Annotated in this window: 18 protein-coding genes; 7 read left to right on the top strand and 11 right to left on the bottom strand. The window is 68.8% G+C overall.

Features of this window, described 5'->3' with window-relative positions; genetic code table 11:
- Positions 1–155: 155 nt before the first annotated feature.
- Together KCG34_RS09780 and KCG34_RS09775 are read left to right on the top strand one after the other, a co-directional pair.
- Positions 156–2516 (top strand): TonB-dependent receptor, encoded by a 2361-nt coding sequence (locus KCG34_RS09780; RefSeq protein ID WP_211940175.1) that lies wholly within the window; start codon positions 156–158, stop codon positions 2514–2516.
- An 80-nt stretch (positions 2517–2596) separates the two neighbouring features.
- Complete coding sequence (locus KCG34_RS09775) at positions 2597–2908, top strand: DUF1272 domain-containing protein (protein ID WP_211940174.1); 312 nt, start codon at positions 2597–2599, stop codon at positions 2906–2908.
- A 3-nt stretch (positions 2909–2911) separates the two neighbouring features.
- On the opposite strand, the gene KCG34_RS09770 is transcribed toward KCG34_RS09775, so the two are convergent.
- Positions 2912–4330 carry a M20 family metallopeptidase gene (locus KCG34_RS09770; RefSeq protein ID WP_211940173.1) on the bottom strand — a complete coding sequence of 473 codons (1419 nt, stop codon included), beginning with the start codon at positions 4328–4330 and terminating at the stop codon, positions 2912–2914.
- A gap of 131 nt (positions 4331–4461) precedes the next feature.
- Between KCG34_RS09770 and ada the strand changes: the two genes are divergently transcribed.
- On the top strand, positions 4462–5535 hold the full coding sequence (ada, locus tag KCG34_RS09765; RefSeq protein ID WP_211940172.1) for a bifunctional DNA-binding transcriptional regulator/O6-methylguanine-DNA methyltransferase Ada: 1074 nt from the start codon (positions 4462–4464) through the stop codon (positions 5533–5535).
- A 7-nt stretch (positions 5536–5542) separates the two neighbouring features.
- On the opposite strand, the gene KCG34_RS09760 is transcribed toward ada, so the two are convergent.
- The 4 genes from KCG34_RS09760 to KCG34_RS09745 form a co-directional block, all read right to left on the bottom strand.
- Positions 5543–6592, bottom strand: coding sequence for an acyltransferase family protein (locus KCG34_RS09760; RefSeq protein ID WP_211940171.1), 1050 nt, complete (start codon positions 6590–6592; stop codon positions 5543–5545).
- 35 nt (positions 6593–6627) lie between these two features.
- Positions 6628–7929, bottom strand: coding sequence for a glycolate oxidase subunit GlcF (glcF, locus tag KCG34_RS09755; protein WP_211940170.1), 1302 nt, complete (start codon positions 7927–7929; stop codon positions 6628–6630).
- A gap of 4 nt (positions 7930–7933) precedes the next feature.
- Positions 7934–9103: an FAD-binding protein gene (locus tag KCG34_RS09750; protein WP_211940169.1), complete on the bottom strand. Its 1170-nt coding sequence runs from the start codon at positions 9101–9103 to the stop codon at positions 7934–7936.
- Between the two features lie 130 nt (positions 9104–9233).
- Positions 9234–10721, bottom strand: coding sequence for an FAD-linked oxidase C-terminal domain-containing protein (locus KCG34_RS09745; protein ID WP_249138280.1), 1488 nt, complete (start codon positions 10719–10721; stop codon positions 9234–9236).
- 117 nt (positions 10722–10838) lie between these two features.
- Between KCG34_RS09745 and KCG34_RS09740 the strand changes: the two genes are divergently transcribed.
- From KCG34_RS09740 to KCG34_RS09730, 3 genes are all read left to right on the top strand, one after another.
- A complete protein-coding gene (locus tag KCG34_RS09740) occupies positions 10839–13004 on the top strand; it encodes a malate synthase G (RefSeq protein WP_211940168.1) in 2166 nt (721 codons plus the stop codon).
- Positions 13005–13115: 111 nt separating this feature from the next.
- The gene (locus KCG34_RS09735) at positions 13116–14096 is read left to right on the top strand and encodes an SDR family oxidoreductase (RefSeq protein WP_211940167.1); all 981 of its coding nucleotides are present in this window, start codon (positions 13116–13118) and stop codon (positions 14094–14096) included.
- Between the two features lie 85 nt (positions 14097–14181).
- Positions 14182–14892 (top strand): DUF4386 domain-containing protein, encoded by a 711-nt coding sequence (locus tag KCG34_RS09730; protein ID WP_211940166.1) that lies wholly within the window; start codon positions 14182–14184, stop codon positions 14890–14892.
- A 10-nt stretch (positions 14893–14902) separates the two neighbouring features.
- Here the strand turns inward: KCG34_RS09730 and KCG34_RS09725 are convergent, their stop codons facing one another.
- The 3 genes from KCG34_RS09725 to KCG34_RS09715 form a co-directional block, all read right to left on the bottom strand.
- Positions 14903–15166 (bottom strand): hypothetical protein, encoded by a 264-nt coding sequence (locus tag KCG34_RS09725; RefSeq protein WP_211940165.1) that lies wholly within the window; start codon positions 15164–15166, stop codon positions 14903–14905.
- Positions 15163–15453, bottom strand: a complete 291-nt coding sequence (locus KCG34_RS09720; RefSeq protein WP_211940164.1) for a hypothetical protein — start codon at positions 15451–15453, stop codon at positions 15163–15165. The genes KCG34_RS09725 and KCG34_RS09720 overlap by 4 nt, the downstream gene beginning before the upstream one ends.
- 191 nt (positions 15454–15644) lie before the next feature.
- Positions 15645–15788 (bottom strand): hypothetical protein, encoded by a 144-nt coding sequence (locus KCG34_RS09715; RefSeq protein WP_211940163.1) that lies wholly within the window; start codon positions 15786–15788, stop codon positions 15645–15647.
- A gap of 309 nt (positions 15789–16097) precedes the next feature.
- Between KCG34_RS09715 and KCG34_RS09710 the strand changes: the two genes are divergently transcribed.
- Positions 16098–16844, top strand: a complete 747-nt coding sequence (locus KCG34_RS09710) for a hypothetical protein (RefSeq protein WP_211940162.1) — start codon at positions 16098–16100, stop codon at positions 16842–16844.
- Positions 16845–16877: 33 nt separating this feature from the next.
- On the opposite strand, the gene KCG34_RS09705 is transcribed toward KCG34_RS09710, so the two are convergent.
- From KCG34_RS09705 to KCG34_RS09695, 3 genes are read right to left on the bottom strand one after another with little or no spacing between them, the layout of a single operon-like run.
- Positions 16878–17879: a fumarylacetoacetate hydrolase family protein gene (locus KCG34_RS09705; protein ID WP_211940161.1), complete on the bottom strand. Its 1002-nt coding sequence runs from the start codon at positions 17877–17879 to the stop codon at positions 16878–16880.
- Positions 17876–18538: a maleylacetoacetate isomerase gene (gene maiA, locus KCG34_RS09700; protein WP_211940160.1), complete on the bottom strand. Its 663-nt coding sequence runs from the start codon at positions 18536–18538 to the stop codon at positions 17876–17878. The genes KCG34_RS09705 and maiA overlap by 4 nt, the downstream gene beginning before the upstream one ends.
- A complete protein-coding gene (locus KCG34_RS09695; protein WP_211940159.1) occupies positions 18535–19668 on the bottom strand; it encodes a homogentisate 1,2-dioxygenase in 1134 nt (377 codons plus the stop codon). The genes maiA and KCG34_RS09695 overlap by 4 nt, the downstream gene beginning before the upstream one ends.
- Positions 19669–19871 lie beyond the last annotated feature (203 nt).

Here is a 19871-nt window from a genome sequence, read left to right as displayed (position 1 = left end):
GGCGTCCGCTTAATTCATATTGAATTGATAGTGATTATAGAAAAACTGGCGTGAAACGCGCTGCGGTCTCGATCAGCAGCTAGGGCCGCCCGCCGACTCCCTCAGCATCGGCCGGGCCGAAAAGACGATCCCTCTCATGAAAGTCCGAGGCCGCCATGAACCCGCCCTATCGCATCCCCGCCCGCGCCCCGAGCCCGCGATCGCTCCTGGCTGGCCTGATGGGCGCCACCGCCCTGGCCGTCCTGGCCAGCCCCGCTCGAGCGGCCGACAGCGCCGCCGCGGCCGCCGCCTCTCCGGGCCTCGATGACGCTGCGGTCAGCCAGATCGTGGTCACCGCCCGTCATCGCTCAGAGGATTCTCAGAAAGTGCCGATCGCCCTGACTGTGCTCGGCGGCGCCCTGCTGGCCAAGACCGACACCACGGGCATCGCCCAGGTGTCCCAGTTCGTGCCCAGCATCCAGTTCACCTTCTTCAACGCCCGCAACGCCAACATCAACATCCGGGGGCTGGGGGCCAATGTCGGCCTGGCCAGCGACGGGCTGGAGCCGGGCGTCGGCTTCTACGTGGATCAGGTCTATTATGACCGCCCAGCGGCCGCGACCTTCGAGCTGGCCGACGTCGATCGCATCGAGGTGCTGCGCGGGCCGCAGGGCACCCTGTTCGGCAAGAACACCACCGCCGGCGCCATCAGCATCACCAGCGCCGCGCCGAGCTTCAAGCCGGAAGCCAGCCTGGAGCTGACGGGCGGCGACTACGGCCTGTTCCAGACCAAGGCCCAGGTCTCGGGCCCCTTGATCGACGACCAGCTGGCGGGCCGCCTGTCGCTGGCCAGCAGCACCCGCGAGGGTACAGTGACCAACCTTGCCACTGGCGACAAGGTCAACGGCTATCTCAACCTGACCGCACGCGGCCAATTGCTGTGGGTCCCGACATCGGACCTCAAGGTCAAACTGATCGCCGACTATTCCAAACAGGACGCCAATTGCTGCGACCTGGTCCTGGCCGGTGCGGTCCTGCCGCCCAACGGCAAGAACTTCGTCAGGATCGTCGAGGGCCTGGGCTATACGCCGCTGCTGGACCCTTTCGCCCGCAAGGCGGACACCAATTCCAAGGTCCAGGCGCGCCAAGAGACCGGCGGGATCTCGCTTCAGACGGAATGGAGCCTGCCCAAGGCGGTGATCACGTCGATCACCGCCTGGCGGTTCTGGAACTGGTGGCCGTCGAACGACTCCGACTACACGCCCCTGTCGGTCCTGACCTACAGCCAGAACGCCGACGCCCAGAACCAGCTGAGCCAGGAGTTGAGGATCGCCTCGACCGGGGTCAACCGGATCGACTATGTCGCCGGCCTCTACTATTTCCGCGAACAGGTGGATGCGCGCATTCTGCAGCAGTTCGGCGACGCGGGCAGCGCCTTCTTCCTAGGCGCGGCGGTCCCCTCGGCGGTGGCCAGCGGCTATACCCTGACCGGGACCGGCAGTTTCGATACGACGAGCTATGCCGCCTTCGGCCAGGCGACCTGGCATTTCACCTCGCGCCTCAGCCTGACCGGGGGCTTGCGCTACACCTATGACGACAAGAACGGTCGGTTCCACCAGTTGGCTTCCGGCGGGGTCCCGCTGACCGGCGCTTTGGCGGCCTTCGCCCCCTATCGCTTGGCGCTGGGCCGGTCGGTGGCCTTCAGCATCCGCGATGGCAAGGGCGACGTCTCAGGCCAGGCCAACATCGCCTATCAGGTGACCAGCGACGTGCTGGCCTATGCGACCTATGCCCGGGGTTTCAAGTCGGGCGGGCTGAACCTGACCCAGTTGCCTGCGGGCGTGAGCCCTGTGGTGGCGCCGGAATCGATCGACAGCTACGAGGTCGGCCTGAAGACGCGCCTGCTGGACGGCCATGTGACCCTGAACGCCGACGGGTTCTGGCAGGAGGACAGCGACTATCAGGCCAACATCACCGACCCGGCGACGGCCAAGCAGTATCTGTCCAACATTCCCAAGGTGCGTTCGCGGGGTTTCGAGCTGGACGCCCAGGCCCAGCCGATCGACGGGCTGTCGCTCTACGCCTCGGCCACCTGGGACGAGGCGACCTATATTTCCTATGCCGACGCGCCCTGCGGCCTGGAGCATGTGAACCAGCCGCATTGCGACCTCAGCGGCCGGCCCCTGGGCGGGACCCCGCGTTGGGCGGCGTCAGCGGGCGGCGAATACAGCCATGGCCTGGCGCTGGGGCCGCACGAGGCGGAGGCCTATGCCGGCGTCGACTACAGCTACCGCAGTTCGCTTTATTCGGCGGCGACGGATTCCATCTATAGCAGGCTGCCGGCCCTGACCCTGGTCAACGCCCGCCTGGGCCTGCGTTCGCGGGACGGGCGCTGGGACGCCGACATCTGGGCCAAGAACCTGTTCGACGCCGACTATTTCAGCTTCGTCGGCGCGGGTGTCGGCAATACCGGGGCGCTGACGGCCCTGCCGGGCGACCCCAGGACCTTCGGCGTGACCGTCCGGGCGCGATATTGATGGCGGCGATCGAGGCGGAATTGTCCTTTGCTTCGGTCGGCTCCGACCGCCATGGTCGGGTCTGCCGAGGGAGGACGACCATGGCGCTGGAACTGCGGCCCAATTGCGAATGGTGCGACAAGGACCTGCCGCCGGCCAGCCTGGAGGCGCGGATCTGCAGCTACGAATGCACCTTCTGCGCCGATTGCGTGGAGGCGCATCTGGCCAATGTCTGCCCCAACTGCGGCGGCGGCTTCCAGGCCCGCCCTATCCGGCCGGCGCACGAGTGGCGCGAGGGCGCCTCGGCCACGCGTCAGCCGCCTTCGGAAAAGCGCGTGCGCCTGAAGCGCTCTCCGGAGGAGATCGCGGCTTTGACGGCGCGGCTGAAGGATATCCCGCCGCAGCAGCGGTGAGGTTCAGCCCATCGCCTTGACGTGATCCTCCAGGATCATCGCCATGCAGGCAGTGACGTTCTTGCCCATCTGGATGTGCAGGAATTCGTTGGGGCCGTGGGCGTTGGAGTGTGGGCCGAGCACGCCGGTGATGACGAATTGCGCCGCCGGGAAGCGTTCGCCCAGCATGCCCATGAAGGGGATGCTGCCGCCTTCGCCGATCATGGCCGCCGGCTTGCCGAAAGCCGCGGTTGAGGCGCGCTCCAGCGAGGCTTCGAGCCAGGGCGCCAGGTCCGGTGCGTTCCAGCCGGCGCCGGCGTGGTCGGGGGTGAAGCTGATCTTGGCCCCATAGGGCGGGTCGCGTTCGAGGAGCGCCTTCAGGGCGTCGCCAGCGGCCTCGGCGTCGGCGGTAGGCGGCAGGCGCAGGCTGAGCTTGGCCGTGGTGAAGGGGCGCAGTACGTTGCCGGCGTTCTCGATCGGCGGCAGTCCGGCGGCGCCGGTCACCGCGAGCTGCGGCCGCCAGGTGCGGTTCAGCAACAGCTCGGTAGGGTCGTCGGTGACCGGCCTCATGCCTGGGATGAAGGGCATGGCGCGCCAGACCTCCTCGCCCAGGGCCTCGGCCGCCTTGTTGGCCTGGGCGACCCGTGCCGCAGGGATTTCGGCGGCGAAGGCGTCGGGGCGCACCTGGCCAGTGTCCTGGTCCTCTATCCGGGCGATCAGCTGGCGCAGGATGCGGAAGCTGGAGGGGACGATGCCCGAGGCCGAACCGGAATGGACGCCTTCCTCCAGCACCTCGACCTTCAGGGTTCCGCCCGTCAGGCCGCGCAGCGAAGTGGTCAGCCACAGCTGGTCATAGTTGCCGCAACCGGAATCCAGGCAGATCACCAGACTGGGCTGGCCGATCCGCTCCGCCAGATGCTCGACATAGAAGGGCAGGTCGTAGCTGCCGCTCTCCTCACAGGCCTCGATCAGGATCACGCAGCGCCCGTGGGCTATGCCCTGCTCGCGCAGGCCCATGATCGCGGTCAGGGCGCCGAACAGGGCGTAGCCGTCATCGGCCCCGCCGCGACCATAGAGCTTGCCGTCCTTGATCACCGGCTCCCAGGGGCCGAAGCCCTCAGCCCAGCCGGTCATCTCCGGCTGCTTGTCAAGGTGGCCGTAGAGCAGGGTGGTCGGGCCATCGCCCGGGATGACCGCGAAGATCACCGGCGTGCGGCCGTCCAGGCGTATGACCTCGATGGTGGCGCCGGGGATGGCCTCGACCTTGGGCCTTGCCCAGGCCTCGAACAGGGCGACGGCCCGGTCCATGTAGCCGTGTGCAGCCCAGTCAGGGTCGAACATCGGCGACTTGTTGGGGATGCGGATGTAGTCGGTCAGGGTGGGGATGATCTCCTGATCCCAGACCTGATCCACGAAGGCGGCGAGTTTGGCGGTGTCGGTCATCGGCGAGGCTTAGCGCGGAAACTCGCGGCGCGGAACGGGGCTTCAATTCAATCGCAAGCGGCGGAGTGCGGGGCCTTGGCTTGGCGGCCATGGTCCGGCTCACGATATGGATGCTTGAAAGGAACAGTCCCATGGACGCTATGGTCCACACGATGAGCCGTCCCGCCGACCAGGATCCCCGCTGGAGCGCAATCGTCGCCCGCGACAAGGCGGCTGATGGAAGCTTCTTCTATTCCGTCCGCTCGACGGGGGTCTATTGCCGGCCGTCCTGCGCCGCGCGCCTGGCCAATCCAAAGAACGTCGCGTACCACCTGACCCCGGCGGCGGCCGAGGCGGCGGGCTTTCGCCCCTGCAAGCGCTGCCGGCCCAACGAGGCGCCGCGCGAGCAGCGCGAGGCGGCCATGGTCGCTGAGGTCTGCCGCCGCATTGAGGCGGCCGAGACCCCGCCGCAACTGGAAGACCTCGCCCGCGCCGCGGGCCTCAGCCCGTTCCACTTCCACCGGGTGTTCAAGGCGGTCACCGGGGTGACGCCCCGCGCCTATGCCGCCGCCCACCGGGCGGAGCGGGTGCGCGAGGCCCTGCCGAGGGCCGGATCAGTGACCGAGGCCCTCTATGACGCCGGCTTCAACGCCTCCAGCCGCTTCTACGAGGCGGCGGGGCCGATGCTGGGCATGACGCCCAAGGCCTGGCGCGCCGGCGGGGTGGGGGCCGAGATCCGCTTCGCCGTCGGCCAGTGCTCCCTGGGCGCAATCCTGGTGGCGCAGTCGGACAAGGGGGTCTGCGCCATCCTGCTGGGCGACGACCCGGACGCCCTGGTGCGCGACCTGCAGGACCGCTTCCCCAAGGCGCGGCTGGTGGGCGCCGATGCGGCTTATGAACAGTGGGTCGCGCAGGTGATCGGCCTGGTGGAGCAGCCGCAGGTGGGGCTGGACCTGCCGCTGGACGTGCGCGGCACCGCCTTCCAGCAGAGGGTGTGGAGCGCCCTGCGTCAGATCCCGGTCGGCGAGACCGCCAGCTATCAGGCGATCGCCGAGAAGATCGGCGCGCCCAGGGCCGTCCGCGCCGTCGCCCAGGCCTGCGCCGCCAACAGCCTGGCGGTGGCCATCCCCTGCCACCGGGTAGTGCGGCAGGACGGCGACCTGTCCGGCTATCGCTGGGGCGTGGAGCGCAAGCGGGCGCTGCTGGAGCGGGAAGCGGCGGCTTGAGGCTGGATCAGCTGGCGGCAGGCTCCGCCGCCAGCTGAGGTTTCAGGCTGAGGCGCACACGCGCCAGCGGTCGTTCGACCAGCCGCCAGTAGATGAGGCCGGCGGCGACCGCACTTCCGAAGGCCAGGGGCACGAACAGGGCCGGCCGGGCCACGCCGATCGTATTGGCCAGGATCACCACCACCGGCCAGTGGCAGAGGTAGAGCGAATAGGACGCCTCGCCCAGGCGGTCGGTCAGGCGGTTCGCCAGCACCCGACCGTCCGCTTCCAGGCTGACCGCGCCCGCGACCAAGAGGGCCGCCGGGGTCCCCCAGAGGATCGGCCGCCAGAGGCTGGCGTAGAGGTCGAAGAAGGACAAGACGACGAACATGATGAGCGCCGTCATCACCAGCCCCCAGCCGGCGCCGTGTCGCGGCAGGCGGCGTTCCAGCCTCAGCTTGGCGATCACCACCCCGGCCAGGAACTGCATCATCATCGGGTTGGCGAACAGGAAGAACGGCTTCTGGAAGACCTCGCCCAGCCGCTCCTGGCCCAGCAGGAACAGGGAGATGGGCGGGACGATGCCCAGCAGCATCACCCCGATGAGCCCCCCGGCGATGCGGCCGAACCGCCGCCTTGCGGGCGCCAAAAGCGCGAAGGCGACGATGGCGTAGAAGATCGCCTCGTAGTTCAGGCTCCAGCCCACCGGCAGCAAGGGAAACGGCACGCCCGAGGGATCGTCGTGCTGGATGAAGGCGAAGGACAGGAGGGCGTGGCTGGGGGTCACATAGACCTTGGACATCAGGTTGGGCGCGGCCAGGGCGACGGCGGCGACGATGGCGGTGACCAGCCAATAGGCTGGCGCCACGCGCCAGAAGCGGCGCTGCACGAACCGGCCCGGCGTCAGGCCCGGGTCCTGGATCGTGGTCCACATGACAAAGCCAGAGATGACGAAGAAGATGTCGACCCCCGCCGCACCGATGGCGAAGCCGGCATTGGCCCACTGGCAGGCGTGGTAGAGCACGACCGACAGGGCGGCCAGCGCCCTGAGCGCCTGGATGGAGCGAACGCGCGTCAAGGCGTCTCCGGTGAAGTCTTCTTGCGCCCTGACTATCAGATCGTGGAGCGGCCTGCGAGGGCGGCGGGCTTTGGCCCACCGGTCGCCCAGTCGAGCAGTTCGACCGTGTGGACGACCGGGCGGCCCGCCGCACCGGAAAGATGGGTGATGCAGCCGATATTGCCACTGGCTACGAGGTCGGCGCCGGTCGCCCGGATGTGGCCGGCCTTCTGCTCGCGCAATTGGCCGGCGATCTCGGGCTGCAGGATGTTGTAGGTCCCGGCCGAGCCGCAGCAGAGGTGGGCGTCGCGGATTTCGCGCACTTCGAAGCCTGCGGCGCGCAGCAGAGCCTTGGGCTCGTCGCGGATCTTCTGGCCGTGCTGCATCGAACAGGCCGGGTGGTAGGCGATGCTCAGGCCGATTTGGGCGGTCGGGCTCATCAGGCCGAGCTCGGTAAGAATTTCCGCTGGATCGCGGGCCAGGGCGGCGATGCGGGCGGCCTTGGCGGCGTAGGCGGGGTCTTCGCGCAGCATGTGGCCGTAGTCCTTGACCACCACGCCGCAGCCGGAGGCGTTGACCACCACCGCATCGAGGCCGGCGCCGTCCAGCTCGCGGGTCCAGGCGTCGATATTGGCGCGCGCCATGACGAGCGCCGGATCGGTCTTGCCGAGGTGGTGCGGCAGGGCTCCGCAGCACCCTACGCCGCGGGCGACCACCACTTCGCAGCCGTGGCGGGTCAGGAGGCGTATGGTGGCGGCGTTGATCTCAGGAGAGAGCACCGGCTGGACGCAGCCCGACAGCATCGCGACCCGCATCCGGCGCTGGCCCTTGGCGAGAAACACCTGCGGCCGGTCGACGGCGGCGGGTCCGGCGACCTTCGCGGGGGCGAGCCGGGCCATGGTCTGCAGCGGGCCGGGCAGCAGGCCGGCGAAGGGCCGCGCCAGCCCGCCCAGGCGCGCAGCGAGGCGGAAAGCGCCGCGGCGGGGCATCAGCCAGGCCAGCATTGACCGCACCAACCGCTCCGACCGGGGCCGCTTGTAGGTCTGTTCAATCCAGGCGCGGGCGTGGTCGACCAGGTGGCCGTAGTGGACGCCGGAAGGACAGGTGGTCATGCAGGAGAGGCATGAGAGGCACCGGTCGATGTGCTTGGCCTCGCGCGGGCCGGCCGGGCGGCCTGTCTCCAGCATGTCCTTGATCAGGTAGATGCGGCCGCGGGGACTGTCGAGTTCGTCGCCAAGCAGGGTGTAGGTCGGGCAGGTGGCCTGGCAGAAGCCGCAGTGGACGCAGTTCCTCAGGATCTGCTCGCTCTCGCGGGTGTCGGCGTCGGCCAGCTGAGCGTCGCTGAAATTGGTGCGCATCGGCTCAGAGATCCCTGTAGAGGCGGCCGGGATTGAGCACGCGCAGAGGGTCGAAGGCGTCCTTGACCCGGGCGGTCAGGGCGGCCAGCGGGGCGGGTAGGGCCGGAGGGGCGTCGATGGCGGCGCGAAGCTCTGCCGGCGCCCGCACCATGCTGGCGTGGCCGCCGTGACGGGCGAGGACGGCGGCGATCCGCCCGACGCCAAGGGCGGGCTCCGGCGGGACCGCCATCCAGGCAAGGCCGCCGGCCCAGTCGAGATAGGCCGGCGAGTCAGGAACGGCGGCCAGGAGTTCAGGGCCGGCCAGGGGCGGAACGGATATCCGCCAGATTGCGGCTTCGCCCGCGGCGAGCGGGTCGCCGTCACGCACGCCGCGCCACAGCGCCTCGCTTTCAGCCTCGTCTAGCCGGAGGCTGGCCGCGCCCTCGTCAAGGTCGGCGAGAAGGTCCAGCCGCTCGGCCACCGAGCGGGCGAAGCCTTCCACGCGCAGCACCGCCGCCGGCCGCTCGCCCCAGGGGCCGTGCGGCAGCCAGGCGGCGCCGGTGACATCTAGGGGATGGGACAGGGCTCGGGCGAACAGGCGCACAGCCGCCTCGGGCATGGCGCCCAGGACCACCAGGCTGGCGGAGGTCTCTAGCCTGGGCAGCACCTTCAAGGTCACGGTCGACAGCACCGCCAGCGTACCCCAGGACCCGGCGACGAGCTTGGAGAGGTCGTAGCCGGTGACGTTCTTGACCACTCGCCCGCCGGATTTGACCACCTCGCCCCGCCCGTTGACGGCGGTGAAGCCCAGGAGATGGTCGCGCGCAGCGCCCGCCTGGAAGCGGCGCGGGCCGGAAAAGTTGGCGGCGATCGTTCCTCCAATAGTGCGTGGGGCGTCGGTTTGGAGCAGGCGGGAGAAGTCCGGCGGCTCGAAAGCCAGCTGCTGGCCCGAGGCGGCGAGGGTCTGCTCGACGAGGTCGAGGGGAACACCGGCCTCGAGGCTGATCACCAGTTCGTCGGGTTCATAGAAGTGGATCTTGTCCAGCCTGGCGGTCGAGAGGGTGCGCGGCGCGTTCACCGGCCGGCCCATGGCCCGCAGGGCGCCGCCGCCGAGGATTTCGATCGGCTCGCGCGCTTCTGCGGCGTCGGCGACGGCGTCGGCGAGGGAGTCCAGATCGGAGGGGGTGAGGATCATGATTCCCCTCCCCCTTGCGGGGAGGGGGTAGGGGGTGGGGGCGAGACACCCATGCGGCAGGCCACGCCGCTGGAACCCCCACCCCAACCCCTCCCCGCAAGGGGGAGGGGCTTTGTTTGCGTCATCCGTCTCAAAACCGCGGCAGCTCCGGAAACCGCACCTGACCCCGGTGCACATGCACCCGGCCGAGTTCGGCGCAGCGCTTCAGTTCAGGGAACACCTTGCCGGGGTTGAGCAGGTGCTTGGGGTCGAAGGCGCACTTGACCCGCATCTGCTGGTCAAGGTCGGCCTGGTTGAACATGGCCCCCATCAGGTCGCGCTTCTCCACCCCGACGCCGTGCTCGCCGGTCAGCACCCCGCCGACCTCGACGCAGAGCTTGAGGATCTCGTCGCCGAAGGCCTCGGCCATGTCCAGTTCGCCTGGCCTGTTGGCGTCGTACAGGATCAGCGGGTGCAGGTTGCCGTCGCCGGCGTGGAACACGTTGGCCACGCGCAGGCCGTAGCGGTCCGATAGCTCGGCGATCCGCTTCATCACCTCCGGCAGGCGGCGGCGAGGAATGGTCCCGTCCATGCAGTAATAATCCGGCGAGATGCTGCCCAGCGCCGGGAACGCCGCCTTGCGCCCCGCCCAGAAGCGCAGCCGTTCCTCGTCGCTGTTGCTTTCGGAGGCGTAGATCGCGCCGCACCCTTCGGCGATGGCGCGGATGCGGGCGATAGTCTCGGCGACTTCGCTCTCCGGCCCATCCAGCTCGACGATCAGCAGGGCCTCGACGTCGCGGGGATAGCCGGCGTGGATGAAGTCCTCGGAGGCGTTGGTGGAGAGATGGTCCATCATCTCCATGCCGGCGGGAATGATCCCGGCGCCGATCACCCGGGCCACGCATTCGCCGCCCGCCTCGCAGGAGGAAAAGCCCAGCAGCATGGCCCGCACATGGCTGGGCTTCGGCAGAATGCGCACCGTGACCTCGGTGACGATACCCAGCAGCCCTTCCGACCCGGTCATCAGGCCCAAAAGGTCGTAGCCGCCGGCGTCCAGGTGCGCGCCACCGAGCCGGATCACCTCGCCGGTGATCAGGACCATCTCCAGGCCCAGGATGTTGTTGGTGGTCATGCCGTATTTCAGGCAGTGCACCCCGCCGGAGTTCTCCGCCACATTGCCGCCGATGGTGCAGGCGATCTGGCTGGAGGGGTCGGGGGCGTAATAAAAACCGCGCTCGGCCACCGCATGGCTGATGGCGAGGTTGGTCACCCCCGGCTGGGCGACTACCACCCGATTCTCGTAGTCAATCTTCAGGATCCGGTTCAGCTTGGACAGGCCCACCGTGACCCCGTCGGCCAGGCCCAGCGCCCCGCCCGAAAGCGAGGTCCCGGCGCCGCGCGGCACCACCTTGACCCCATTGGCGTGGCAATAGCTGAGCACCGCCGAAACCTCGGCCGTGTTGGACGGCAGGGCCACGACCAGGGGCGGCTGCTGATAGGCGGTCAGGGCGTCGGTCTCGTAGGGCTTCAGGCCCACCGCATCTTCGATAACGCTGTCGGCCGCGATCAGCCTGCGCAAGGCTGTGGCGATCTCGCCGCGGCGCCCTAAGACTTCGGTATCGAGGGGCATCGCCCTCATTGCGCGGCTCCCATCTCTGATGTAGCCCGCAGGCCCGATGATCCGTGTTCACCTACCGGCAGGCTTGGCGCAAGAGGCGCTGGACTGCACATCGCATACAGCTTGAGGGGATACTACATGGCCGCGCAGCGCGAAGGACTGATTATCGCCGATGAGCTGGCGCGCTTCATCGAGGACGAGGCCCTGCCGGTGGCGGGCCTGTCGCCGGCGGCCTTCTGGCCCGGCTTCGCCAAGCTGATCAACGACTTCACCCCCCGCAACCGCGCGCTGCTTAAGAAGCGTGATGATCTGCAGGCCAAGCTCGACGCCTGGTACGCCGCGCGCAAGGGCCAGGGGGCGTCCCCCGCCGAGGTCGAGGCTTACTTGCGCGAAATCGGCTACCTGGTTCCCGAAGGGCCGGATTTCGCCATCGGCACCCAGAACGTCGACGACGAGGTCGCCCTGACCGCCGGGCCGCAGCTGGTGGTGCCGCTATCCAACCAGCGCTATGCGCTGAACGCCGCCAACGCCCGCTGGGGAAGCCTTTACGACGCCCTCTACGGCACCGACGCCATTTCCGAAGAAGACGGCGCCGAGCGCGGCGGGCCCTACAATCCTGTGCGCGGCGAGCGGGTGATCGCCCGCGCCCGCCGGGTGCTCGACAAGTGCGCACCGCTGCTGCACGGCTCGCACGACATCTCCGACGGCTATGCGATCATGGACGGCAAGCTGGTCGTGATCCTGACGAACGGCATGGAGACCGAGCTGGCCGACCCGACCGCCCTGCGCGGCTGGCGAGGTGACGCCCATGCGCCGACGGCCATCCTGCTCCGCCACCACGGCCTGCATCTGGAGATCGTGATCGATCCCGAGCATCCGGTGGGCAAGACCGATCCGGCCGGCATCGCCGACATCATCCTGGAATCCGCCGTCACCACTATCATGGACCTGGAGGATTCGGTCGCAGCCGTGGACGCCGAGGACAAGGTCGGCCTCTACCGCAACATGAAGGGCCTTCTGACCGGCGAGTTGACCGCCAGCTTCGACAAGGGCGGCAAGACCCTGGAACGCGGCCTCAATCCCGACCGCGTCTATATTGCGGTGGGCGGCGGCGAGATCAGCCTGCCGGGCCGCAGCCTGATGTTCTTCAGGAACGTCGGCCACCTGATGACCACCGACGCGGTCAAGCTGGCCGACGGCTCCGAGGCGCCCGAGGGCGTGGTCGACGGGGTGATCACGGGCCTCCTGGCCCACATCGACCTCAAGCGCCAGGGCAAGTTCGTCAACAGCCGCAAGGGCGGCGTCTATATCGTCAAGCCGAAGATGCACGGCCCGGAAGAGGTCGCCTTCGCCAACGACCTGTTCGACGCCATCGAAGATTTGACCGGCCACCCGCGCCACACCTTGAAGATCGGGGTGATGGACGAGGAGCGCCGCACCAGCGTCAACCTCAAGGAATGCATCCGCGCAGTGAAGGACCGCGTGGTGTTCATCAACACCGGCTTCCTCGACCGCACAGGCGACGAGATCCACACCGACATGCAGCTGGGTCCCATGGTCCGCAAGGGCGAGATGAAGGCCCAGGCGTGGTTCATCACCTACGAGGACTGGAACGTCGACAACGGCCTCATGACCGGCTTCTCGGGCCGCGCCCAGATCGGCAAGGGCATGTGGGCCATGCCCGACCTGATGGCCGAGATGATGGCCACCAAGGCCGGCCAGCTGAAGGCCGGGGCCAGCGCCGCCTGGGTGCCGTCGCCGACCGCGGCCACCCTGCACGCCCTGCACTACCACCAGGTCGATGTGGCCGAGCGTCAGGCCGAGCTGAAGTCGCGCCCGCGTGCGCCGCTCTCCGGCCTTTTGACCGTGCCGGTGGCCCAGGGACGCAACTGGTCGCCGGAGGAGGTCAAGCAGGAGCTGGACAACAACTGCCAGGGCATCCTGGGCTATGTGGTGCGCTGGGTCGACCAGGGCGTCGGCTGTTCCAAGGTGCCGGACATCCACAATGTCGGGCTGATGGAGGATCGGGCTACCTTGCGCATCTCCAGCCAGATGGTCGCCAACTGGCTGGTCCACGGCGTCTGCACCAGGGACCAGGTCGAGGAAGCCCTGCGCCGCATGGCCGCCGTGGTCGACGGCCAGAACGCCGGCGATCCGCTCTACAAGCCCATGGCGGGGAACTTCGCGACCAGCCTTGCCTTCCAGGCCGCCAGCGACCTGATCTTCAAGGGCGTCGAGCAGCCCAGCGGCTACACTGAGCCGCTGTTGCACGCTTATCGGCGTAGGGTGAAGGCGGCGGGCTGAAGCCGCAGTCCGCGCCGGCGGTCGAACCCGCATTCTGGCGAGGGCTGGTAAGCGGGGCCGGTCCGTGGTTAGTTCCCATCTAATCAATGTTCAAATTGTTTGGGGGCAATCATGGGGCGCACCGCGTTCGTCACCGGTGGGACCGGCTTTGTCGGGCTCAATCTGGTCCAGCAGCTGAAGGCGGATGGTTGGGATGTCGTGGCTCTGCACCGGCGCTCGTCCGACCTCAGCCTGCTGAACCGCTTCTCGCCGCGGCTGGCCGAGGGCTCGATCACCGACCAGGCCTCGCTGCTGGCGGCGATCCCGGATGGTATCGACACCCTGTTCCACGTCGCCGGCGACACCAGCATGTGGCGGCGCAAGAACGCCGAGCAGACCCGCAACAATGTCGACGGCACCCGCAACGTGGTCGAGGCGGCCCTGGCCAAGGGGGTGCGGCGGCTGGTGGTGACCTCCTCGATCTCGGCCTATGGCCCGGTCGAGGGCGAGATCGATGAAACCACGCCCAGTCGGGCGGCGCAGTCGCGGGTCAACTACGAGCTGACCAAGTGGCAGGCGCAGGAGATCGCCCGCGCCGCGGTCCCGCGCGGCCTGGAGGTGGTGATCATGCAGCCGGGCGCCATCATGGGGCCCTATGACATCGGCACCTGGTCGCGGCTGTTCGTGATGGTGCGCGACAACAAGCTGCCGGGCGTGCCGCCGGCGGGCCTGACCTTCACCCACGTCCAAGAAGTGGTGAAGGCGCACATCGCCGCCGCCGACCGCGGCGAGAACGGCGGCCAGTACCTGCTGGGCGGCGAGAACCGCACCATGCTGGAGCTGGTGCAGGAGATCGCACGCCTGCTCGGCAAGCCGGCGCCGCAGAAAGCGATGCCGGCCTGGCTGATCAGGATCGTCGCCCAGGTCGGCGACTTCGCCAGCAACTTCACCGGCCAGGAGCCCTCGATCACGCCCGAAATCGCCGAGGGCCTGGGCGGGATGAATATCGTCACTTCGGCCAAGGCCCAGCGGGAGCTGGGCTACAAGGTCGTGCCGCTGAGCGTGATGGTGAAGGACTGCTACGACTGGATGGTCGCCGAGGGGCGGCTCTGAGCCCAGACGCCGGCCTGTCGCCCAGCGTCAAGCTTTTGAGCCCTGCAGTCATGGAAGCTGGACCGCGGCGCGCTAGGCTGGGCGCATGAAACGCACGACCTTTCCCCGTCTTGAGGCCCGCATCGCGGGTCTGCTCTACATCGCCATAATCATCCTCGGAGGCTGGGCCGAGGTCGGCGTGAGGCAGGGGCTGGTGGTGATCGGCGATCCGGCCGCCACCGCCCGGGCGATCATGGCGCATGAGAGCCTGTTTCGGCTAGGCTTCACCGCCGAGATGATCACCAACCTGATCGCCATTCCGGTCAGCCTGATCCTCTACCGGCTGCTGGCGCCGACAGGCCGCTTCCTGGCGTTGATCGCGGTCGTCTTCGACCTGACCCAGAACACCATCAACGCGATGAACGCGTGGACCCAGTTCGCCCCGATCACGCTGCTCGGCGGATCGCCGGATCTGGCCGCCATTCCGCATGCTCAGCTCGCCGCCATGGCTCGCCTGGCGCTGAAGTGGCACGACGTGGGCTTTTCCGTCGCGCTCGGCTTCTTCGGCGTCGCCCTGCTGATCGAGGGCTGGCTGATGATCCGCTCCGGCTATTTTCCGCGCTGGCTCGGCGCGCTCTATGCGCTCGCCGGCGGCTGCTATCTGGCGAACAATTTCATCTTCTTTCTGGCGCCGCACCTGCCGGTCGACCCCTGGATCATGCTGCCCAGCCTGATCGGCGAGGGCGCAGTGAGCCTGTGGCTGCTGATCGTCGGAGTCGACGAGGCCAAGTGGCGCCAGGCGGCCGTTGCCGGTTGAGGCGCGGGCCTCAGCCCGACATCCAGCCGCTGGCCACGGCCCGGACCACGGGCAGGGCGCCGACGCGCCGGCCGATGCGGTCAGCGCGCGCATCGTCCAGCCCCGTCGCCATCACCCTCAGCCTCAGGCCGTCCTGCGCCTCAGGCTTGAGATCGAGGCCGGTCAGGCGGGCGCCGCCGAGGGCGAAGGCTTCCAGGACCCGCATCACGGCGGCGGTCTCGTCGTCCATCTCGATGACGAAGGCGCGTCTTACCTCCGGGCCCTCGGGGCTCATTTGAGCCCCCAGACATGCTCGACCCGGGCCGAGCTGACGCCCAGCTGGGCGTTCGCGCGGGCGGCCAGGCGCTCGGCGGCGGCTGCGTCGACGCCTCTCAGGCGGACGCTGGCCTCGACGATCTCGCCCACGGGCTTGAGGCTGAGGCGGCAGAGTTCGGCCTCGCTGACGGCCAGCAGGTCCTCGACGGCCAGGAGGGCCGAGCGGCAGTTGCGCGCGGCCAGGAGCAACAGGTGGACTTCGTCGCGCCGGGCGGCGGGGGCGGGGGGGAGTTCAGCGTCAAACATGATGGCGTTCCGGTCTTGAAAGGCGTGGGGCGAAGGCTTTGGCGGCGGCTTTGCAAATCGACATGGTCGGCATCGGGGTCATCATCGGGTGGGCCTTTCGGGGCTTTGGGTGGAGCAAGGGGCCAAATGCGAAAAACCCCGCTTCCGGTTCGGGAGCGGGGTTCCTGGATCCTTGGATCTAGGGCGGGCCGTTAAGGCGCGCGCGTGAACTCCGCTCCCGGCGAGGGAATGGTGGTAATCATCATCGCGCGCATGGTTTTCAGGGCGAGCAGGGCCGGCCGCGCGGCCGCACGGCCCGCGGTTTCAGCTTTGGCGATGTCGCGCCGCGAAGGCATGCGGATCGTCCTCGTCACCTGACCGGGCCTGTCTAGCCCAACTCGGCGGCAAAGCCAATTCCCGTCGGGTCCGGCGGCGATCGGTCGCTGCTTGTGGATTCCGGCGGTCAAATTCCGTCCATATTCCAGACTAAATCGTGACATATTCAGAACTGACCGAGCAGCATCGGCGCTTCGGCGTGATAGTCCAGGCATAACTGGAGCATCGCTCAGTCCTGGTGGCGAGCCAACGCTGATTGTTTAGTGCGGAACGTTCCCGACGTCTCTTCGTTGTCCTAAGCAGTCAACACCATCAAGGGACGACACCCAATGGCGACCCAAACCATTCGATTTCAAGATTCTGCGATACGCGCCGCCAATCCGAATGTGGCGGACGGCCGGCCGAGCGCCGCTGCGCCGATCGACCCTTCCCTGACGTTCCGCAAACTGCAGACCAGGCGCCGCGCCAATTCGCACATGGGCGTCGCGACCCTGGTCGCGGCGGCCGTCGTGGCGGCCGCCGGCGGCGGCGCCTACCTGATGCTGAACCACCCGGCCTCCACTGCGAACACCCAGACGGCGGCCAACACGCCGGCGCCGAGCCCGGCTGCGGCACCCCCGGCCAGCGCCTCCGACACTGGCGCCACGCCGCCGGCCGCTGCGCCGAAGCAGCAGATCCTGGCCCAGGCTTCGCCGGCCGCCGTTTCGCCGATCGCCAAATCTGCGCCGCCTGAACAGACTGCGCCCACGCGTCACGCCCGCGCCACCCATCGCATGTCGGAGTCCGACAAGGCAGCGGCCTCGAGCAGCGCCGCCAGCCAGCCGGTGAACCCGCCGACCGCGACTGCTGCGACGCCTCAGCCGGCTACGCCTCAGCCCGCGACCCCGCCGGCCCAGACCGTGACGCCGCAGGACAGCTCGATCTCGCCGTCGGCCGCCCCTTCGACGGCTCCGCCGCCCTCGGCCACGCCGACACCGGCCCCGACAGTCGCGCCGACTACGCCGGCGCCTGACCAACCCGTGACGCCGCCCCAAACGGCGACGCCGCCCACCGCCTCCACGCCACCGCAAGGCTGACGACAAGGGCCCCTCCCTCGGGAGGGGTCCTTTCTATTCGCCGACGGTCTGCTCGATCGCGCCAAAGATCGAGCCGTGGGCGCCGCGCATCTCGATGCGCACCACATCGCCCGGGCGAAGGAACGGGGTCTTGGGCGCGCCGGTGAGGATGGTCTCGACCGTGCGCACTTCGGCCAGGCAGGAATAGCCCTTGCCGCCTTCGCCGATCGGCCGGCCCGGGCCGCCATCCTCCCCCTTGTTCGACACCGTGCCGGAGCCGACGATCGTCCCGGCGCAGAGCGCGCGGGTTCGCGCGGCGTGGGCGACCAGGGTCCCGAAATCGAAGGTCATGTCGATGCCGGCGTCGGCCTCGCCCATCAGCGCCCCGTTCAGGCTGACCTCCAGGGCGCCATGCAGCTTGCCCCCGTTCCAGGCGGCGCCGAGTTCGTCGGGGGTGACGGCCACGGGGGAGAAGGCGCTGGCCGGCTTGGACTGGAAGAAGCCGAAGCCCTTGCCGAGTTCGTTGGGGATCAGGTTTCGCAGGGAAACGTCGTTGACCAGCATGACCAGGCGGACCGCCGCCAGGGCCTCTTCACGGCTGGCGCCCAGGGGCACGTCGCCGGTGATCACGGCAACTTCCCCCTCCATGTCGCAACCCCAGGCTTCGTCGGCGAGCGGGATCGGGTCGCGAGGCCCCAGGAACCCATCCGAGCCGCCTTGGTACATCAAAGGGTCGGTCCAGAAGCTGGCCGGCAGCTCGGCCCCGCGCGCGCGCCGCACCAGCTCGACGTGGTTCACATAGGCCGAGCCGTCCGCCCATTGGTAGGCGCGGGGCAGGGGGCTCATGGCCTCGTGCTCGTGGAAGCGTTCGCGGGCCTGGCCGCCGCTTTCCAGGCTGGCGGCGATGGCGCGCAGGATCGGCTCGGCCCGGTCCCAGTCGTCCAGGGCGGCCTGCAGCGTCGGGGCGGCGTCACGGGCGTCGGCGCACCAGGCGAGGTCGTGGGAGACGACCACCAGGCGGCCGTCGCGGCCGGACTTCAGGGAGGCGAGTTTCATTTAAGACTCGGGGCGTCGGGTTGGCGTTCGGGGGCGGCGGCGGCGAAGGCCGGATGGGCCTCGGCTGCGGCGGTCACGGCGCAGAGGCGGGGATAGGGGGAAAGGTCGATGCCGAACCGGCGGCAGTTGTAGGCCTGGGGGACCAGGCAGATATCGGCCAGGCAGGGCGTATCGCCGAAGGCGTAGGTGCTGGCGGGCCGGGCGGCGAGCTGCGCCTCCAGCGCCGCCATGCCGGCGCCGAACCAGCGCTCACGCCAGGCCTGCAACTCCCCCTCGCCGGCGCCGAACTGCTGGCCGAGCTGGCGCAGCACCGAGAGATTGCCCATCGGGTGGATCTCGCAGGCGATCGACAGGGCGAAGGCCCGCGCCTCGGCCCTGAGCCAAGGATCGGCGGGCAGCAGGGGCGGCTCGGGACAGGTCTCGTCCAGCCATTCCAGGATCGCCAGCGACTGGCCAAGCGCGCCGGCCCCGGTGACGAGGGTCGGCACGCGCTGCTGGGGATTGACCGCTCTATAGGCTTCGCTCAGCTGCTCGCTGGCGCCGGGGGCCAGGTTCACCGGATGCGATGCGTAGCCGAGGCCCTTCAGGTTCAGGCCGATCCGCACGCGATAGGCGGCGGACGAGCGCCAATAGTCATAGAGCTCAAGCGTCTCGCTCATGCGCCTTTCCAGCTGTCGACATAGGCGGGGTTCTCGCAGGCCGAGGCGCCTTCGCCGACCTCCAGCGGGTCGCGGGTGTCGATCATCACCGCATATTCGTCCGTGGCGGCCTTGGGCTGGCTCAGCATGTTCTTCAGCGCCTTGGGGTGCGGCCCGTGGGTGAAGCCGGAGGGGTGGAAGGTCATCATGCCGGCGTCGATGTTGTCCCGGCTGAAGAAGTCGCCGGCGTGGTAGAACAGCACCTCATCATAGTCGTCGTTGTTGTGGAAGAACGGGATCTTGATCGCGTTCGGGTCGGTCTCGAACGGCCGCGGCGCGAAGGTGCAGACGACGAAGCGCTCCGACAGGAAGGTCGAGTGGACCGAGGGCGGCACGTGATAGCGATGGCTCATCACCGGCCGGATGTGGCGCACGTTCAGCCGCGCCGGCGCCAGCTCGCCGTGCCAGCCGACTGCGTCCAGGGGATTGTAGGGGTAGGTCGCCACTGACACCTGGCCGCGCTTCTTGATCTCGACCCGCACCGGCCCTTCCTCGGCCTGGTGCGCGCGGAAGGCGGCGTCCATCGCGGGCGTGTCCAGCATGGCCGGGTCGAAGATGGCGTGCGGGCCCAGGAGCCCCTTGTCGGGCAGGGTGAAGTGGCTGTTCGTCGCCTGGATGGTCAGGACGCGGGTCGGGGCGTCGGGGCGCAGCCGCCACATGGTCCCGCGCGGCAGGTAGAGATAGTCGCCGGGCTCGTAGGCGATGCGGCCGAAGTCGGTGAACAGGTCGCCGGTCCCCTCGTGGATGAACAGCAGCTGGTCGCCGTCGGCGTTGCGGGCCAGGGCCGGCATGGGCCGCGCCAGGCTCCAGAAGCGCATCTCGGTCGCCGCATTGTGCAGCACCACCGGCGCCGCCCAGGGCGAGGCGGCGGCCTCTTTCAGGCGGTTGAGGTCGAAGGCGCGGGGGCGCAGGGGACCCTCGAACGAGGTCCATCCGGTCGGCGGGCGGCGGTGATAGAGGAAGGCGGCGGGGCCGAAGAAGCCCTCCTTGGACATCTCCCGCTCGTAGGTCCCCTCCGGCAGGTCGGTATGGGCCTGGCGGGAGTGCTCGCCTTGGGCGCCGCGTACGGGCAGCCATTGTCCTTTGGGCATCAGTGAAGTCCTCTAAACATCGGCGTTGGCTTCATCCCTTCCCCCCTTGTGGGGGAGGGAGGGGCACGCCCGCGTAAGCGGGTGGGAGGATGAGGGGTCGCGCCGGCCCAGCTAAAGCTCTCTCTCCGCCGAGCAGGTCTGTCGGAATGGTCAGCGCGACCCCTCATCCTCCCACGGCTTCGCCGTGGGCCCCTCCTTCTCCC

The organism is Phenylobacterium montanum, from assembly GCF_018135625.1.
GTDB lineage: Bacteria > Pseudomonadota > Alphaproteobacteria > Caulobacterales > Caulobacteraceae > Poindextera > Poindextera montana.
The sequence above is the reverse complement of the archived record's forward strand: the minus strand, read 5'-3'. Positions and strand labels throughout refer to the sequence as shown.

Excerpts from the sequence above, each read along its gene's own strand:
- ada (WP_211940172.1), top strand. The coding sequence starts at position 4,462 with ATGGACGCTATGGTCCACACGATGAGCCGTCCCGCCGACCAGGATCCC.
- KCG34_RS09750 (WP_211940169.1), bottom strand. The coding sequence starts at position 9,103 with ATGATCCTCACCCCCTCCGATCTGGACTCCCTCGCCGACGCCGTCGCC.
- KCG34_RS09730 (WP_211940166.1), top strand. The coding sequence starts at position 14,182 with ATGAAACGCACGACCTTTCCCCGTCTTGAGGCCCGCATCGCGGGTCTG.
- KCG34_RS09695 (WP_211940159.1), bottom strand. The coding sequence starts at position 19,668 with ATGCCCAAAGGACAATGGCTGCCCGTACGCGGCGCCCAAGGCGAGCAC.
- KCG34_RS09775 (WP_211940174.1), top strand. The coding sequence starts at position 2,597 with ATGGCGCTGGAACTGCGGCCCAATTGCGAATGGTGCGACAAGGACCTG.
- KCG34_RS09720 (WP_211940164.1), bottom strand. The coding sequence starts at position 15,453 with ATGTTTGACGCTGAACTCCCCCCCGCCCCCGCCGCCCGGCGCGACGAA.
- KCG34_RS09745 (WP_249138280.1), bottom strand. The coding sequence starts at position 10,721 with ATGAGGGCGATGCCCCTCGATACCGAAGTCTTAGGGCGCCGCGGCGAG.
- KCG34_RS09780 (WP_211940175.1), top strand. The coding sequence starts at position 156 with ATGAACCCGCCCTATCGCATCCCCGCCCGCGCCCCGAGCCCGCGATCG.
- KCG34_RS09735 (WP_211940167.1), top strand. The coding sequence starts at position 13,116 with ATGGGGCGCACCGCGTTCGTCACCGGTGGGACCGGCTTTGTCGGGCTC.
- KCG34_RS09770 (WP_211940173.1), bottom strand. The coding sequence starts at position 4,330 with ATGACCGACACCGCCAAACTCGCCGCCTTCGTGGATCAGGTCTGGGAT.
- KCG34_RS09740 (WP_211940168.1), top strand. The coding sequence starts at position 10,839 with ATGGCCGCGCAGCGCGAAGGACTGATTATCGCCGATGAGCTGGCGCGC.
- maiA (WP_211940160.1), bottom strand. The coding sequence starts at position 18,538 with ATGAGCGAGACGCTTGAGCTCTATGACTATTGGCGCTCGTCCGCCGCC.
- KCG34_RS09715 (WP_211940163.1), bottom strand. The coding sequence starts at position 15,788 with ATGCCTTCGCGGCGCGACATCGCCAAAGCTGAAACCGCGGGCCGTGCG.
- KCG34_RS09705 (WP_211940161.1), bottom strand. The coding sequence starts at position 17,879 with ATGAAACTCGCCTCCCTGAAGTCCGGCCGCGACGGCCGCCTGGTGGTC.
- glcF (WP_211940170.1), bottom strand. The coding sequence starts at position 7,929 with ATGCGCACCAATTTCAGCGACGCTCAGCTGGCCGACGCCGACACCCGC.
- KCG34_RS09725 (WP_211940165.1), bottom strand. The coding sequence starts at position 15,166 with ATGAGCCCCGAGGGCCCGGAGGTAAGACGCGCCTTCGTCATCGAGATG.
- KCG34_RS09710 (WP_211940162.1), top strand. The coding sequence starts at position 16,098 with ATGGCGACCCAAACCATTCGATTTCAAGATTCTGCGATACGCGCCGCC.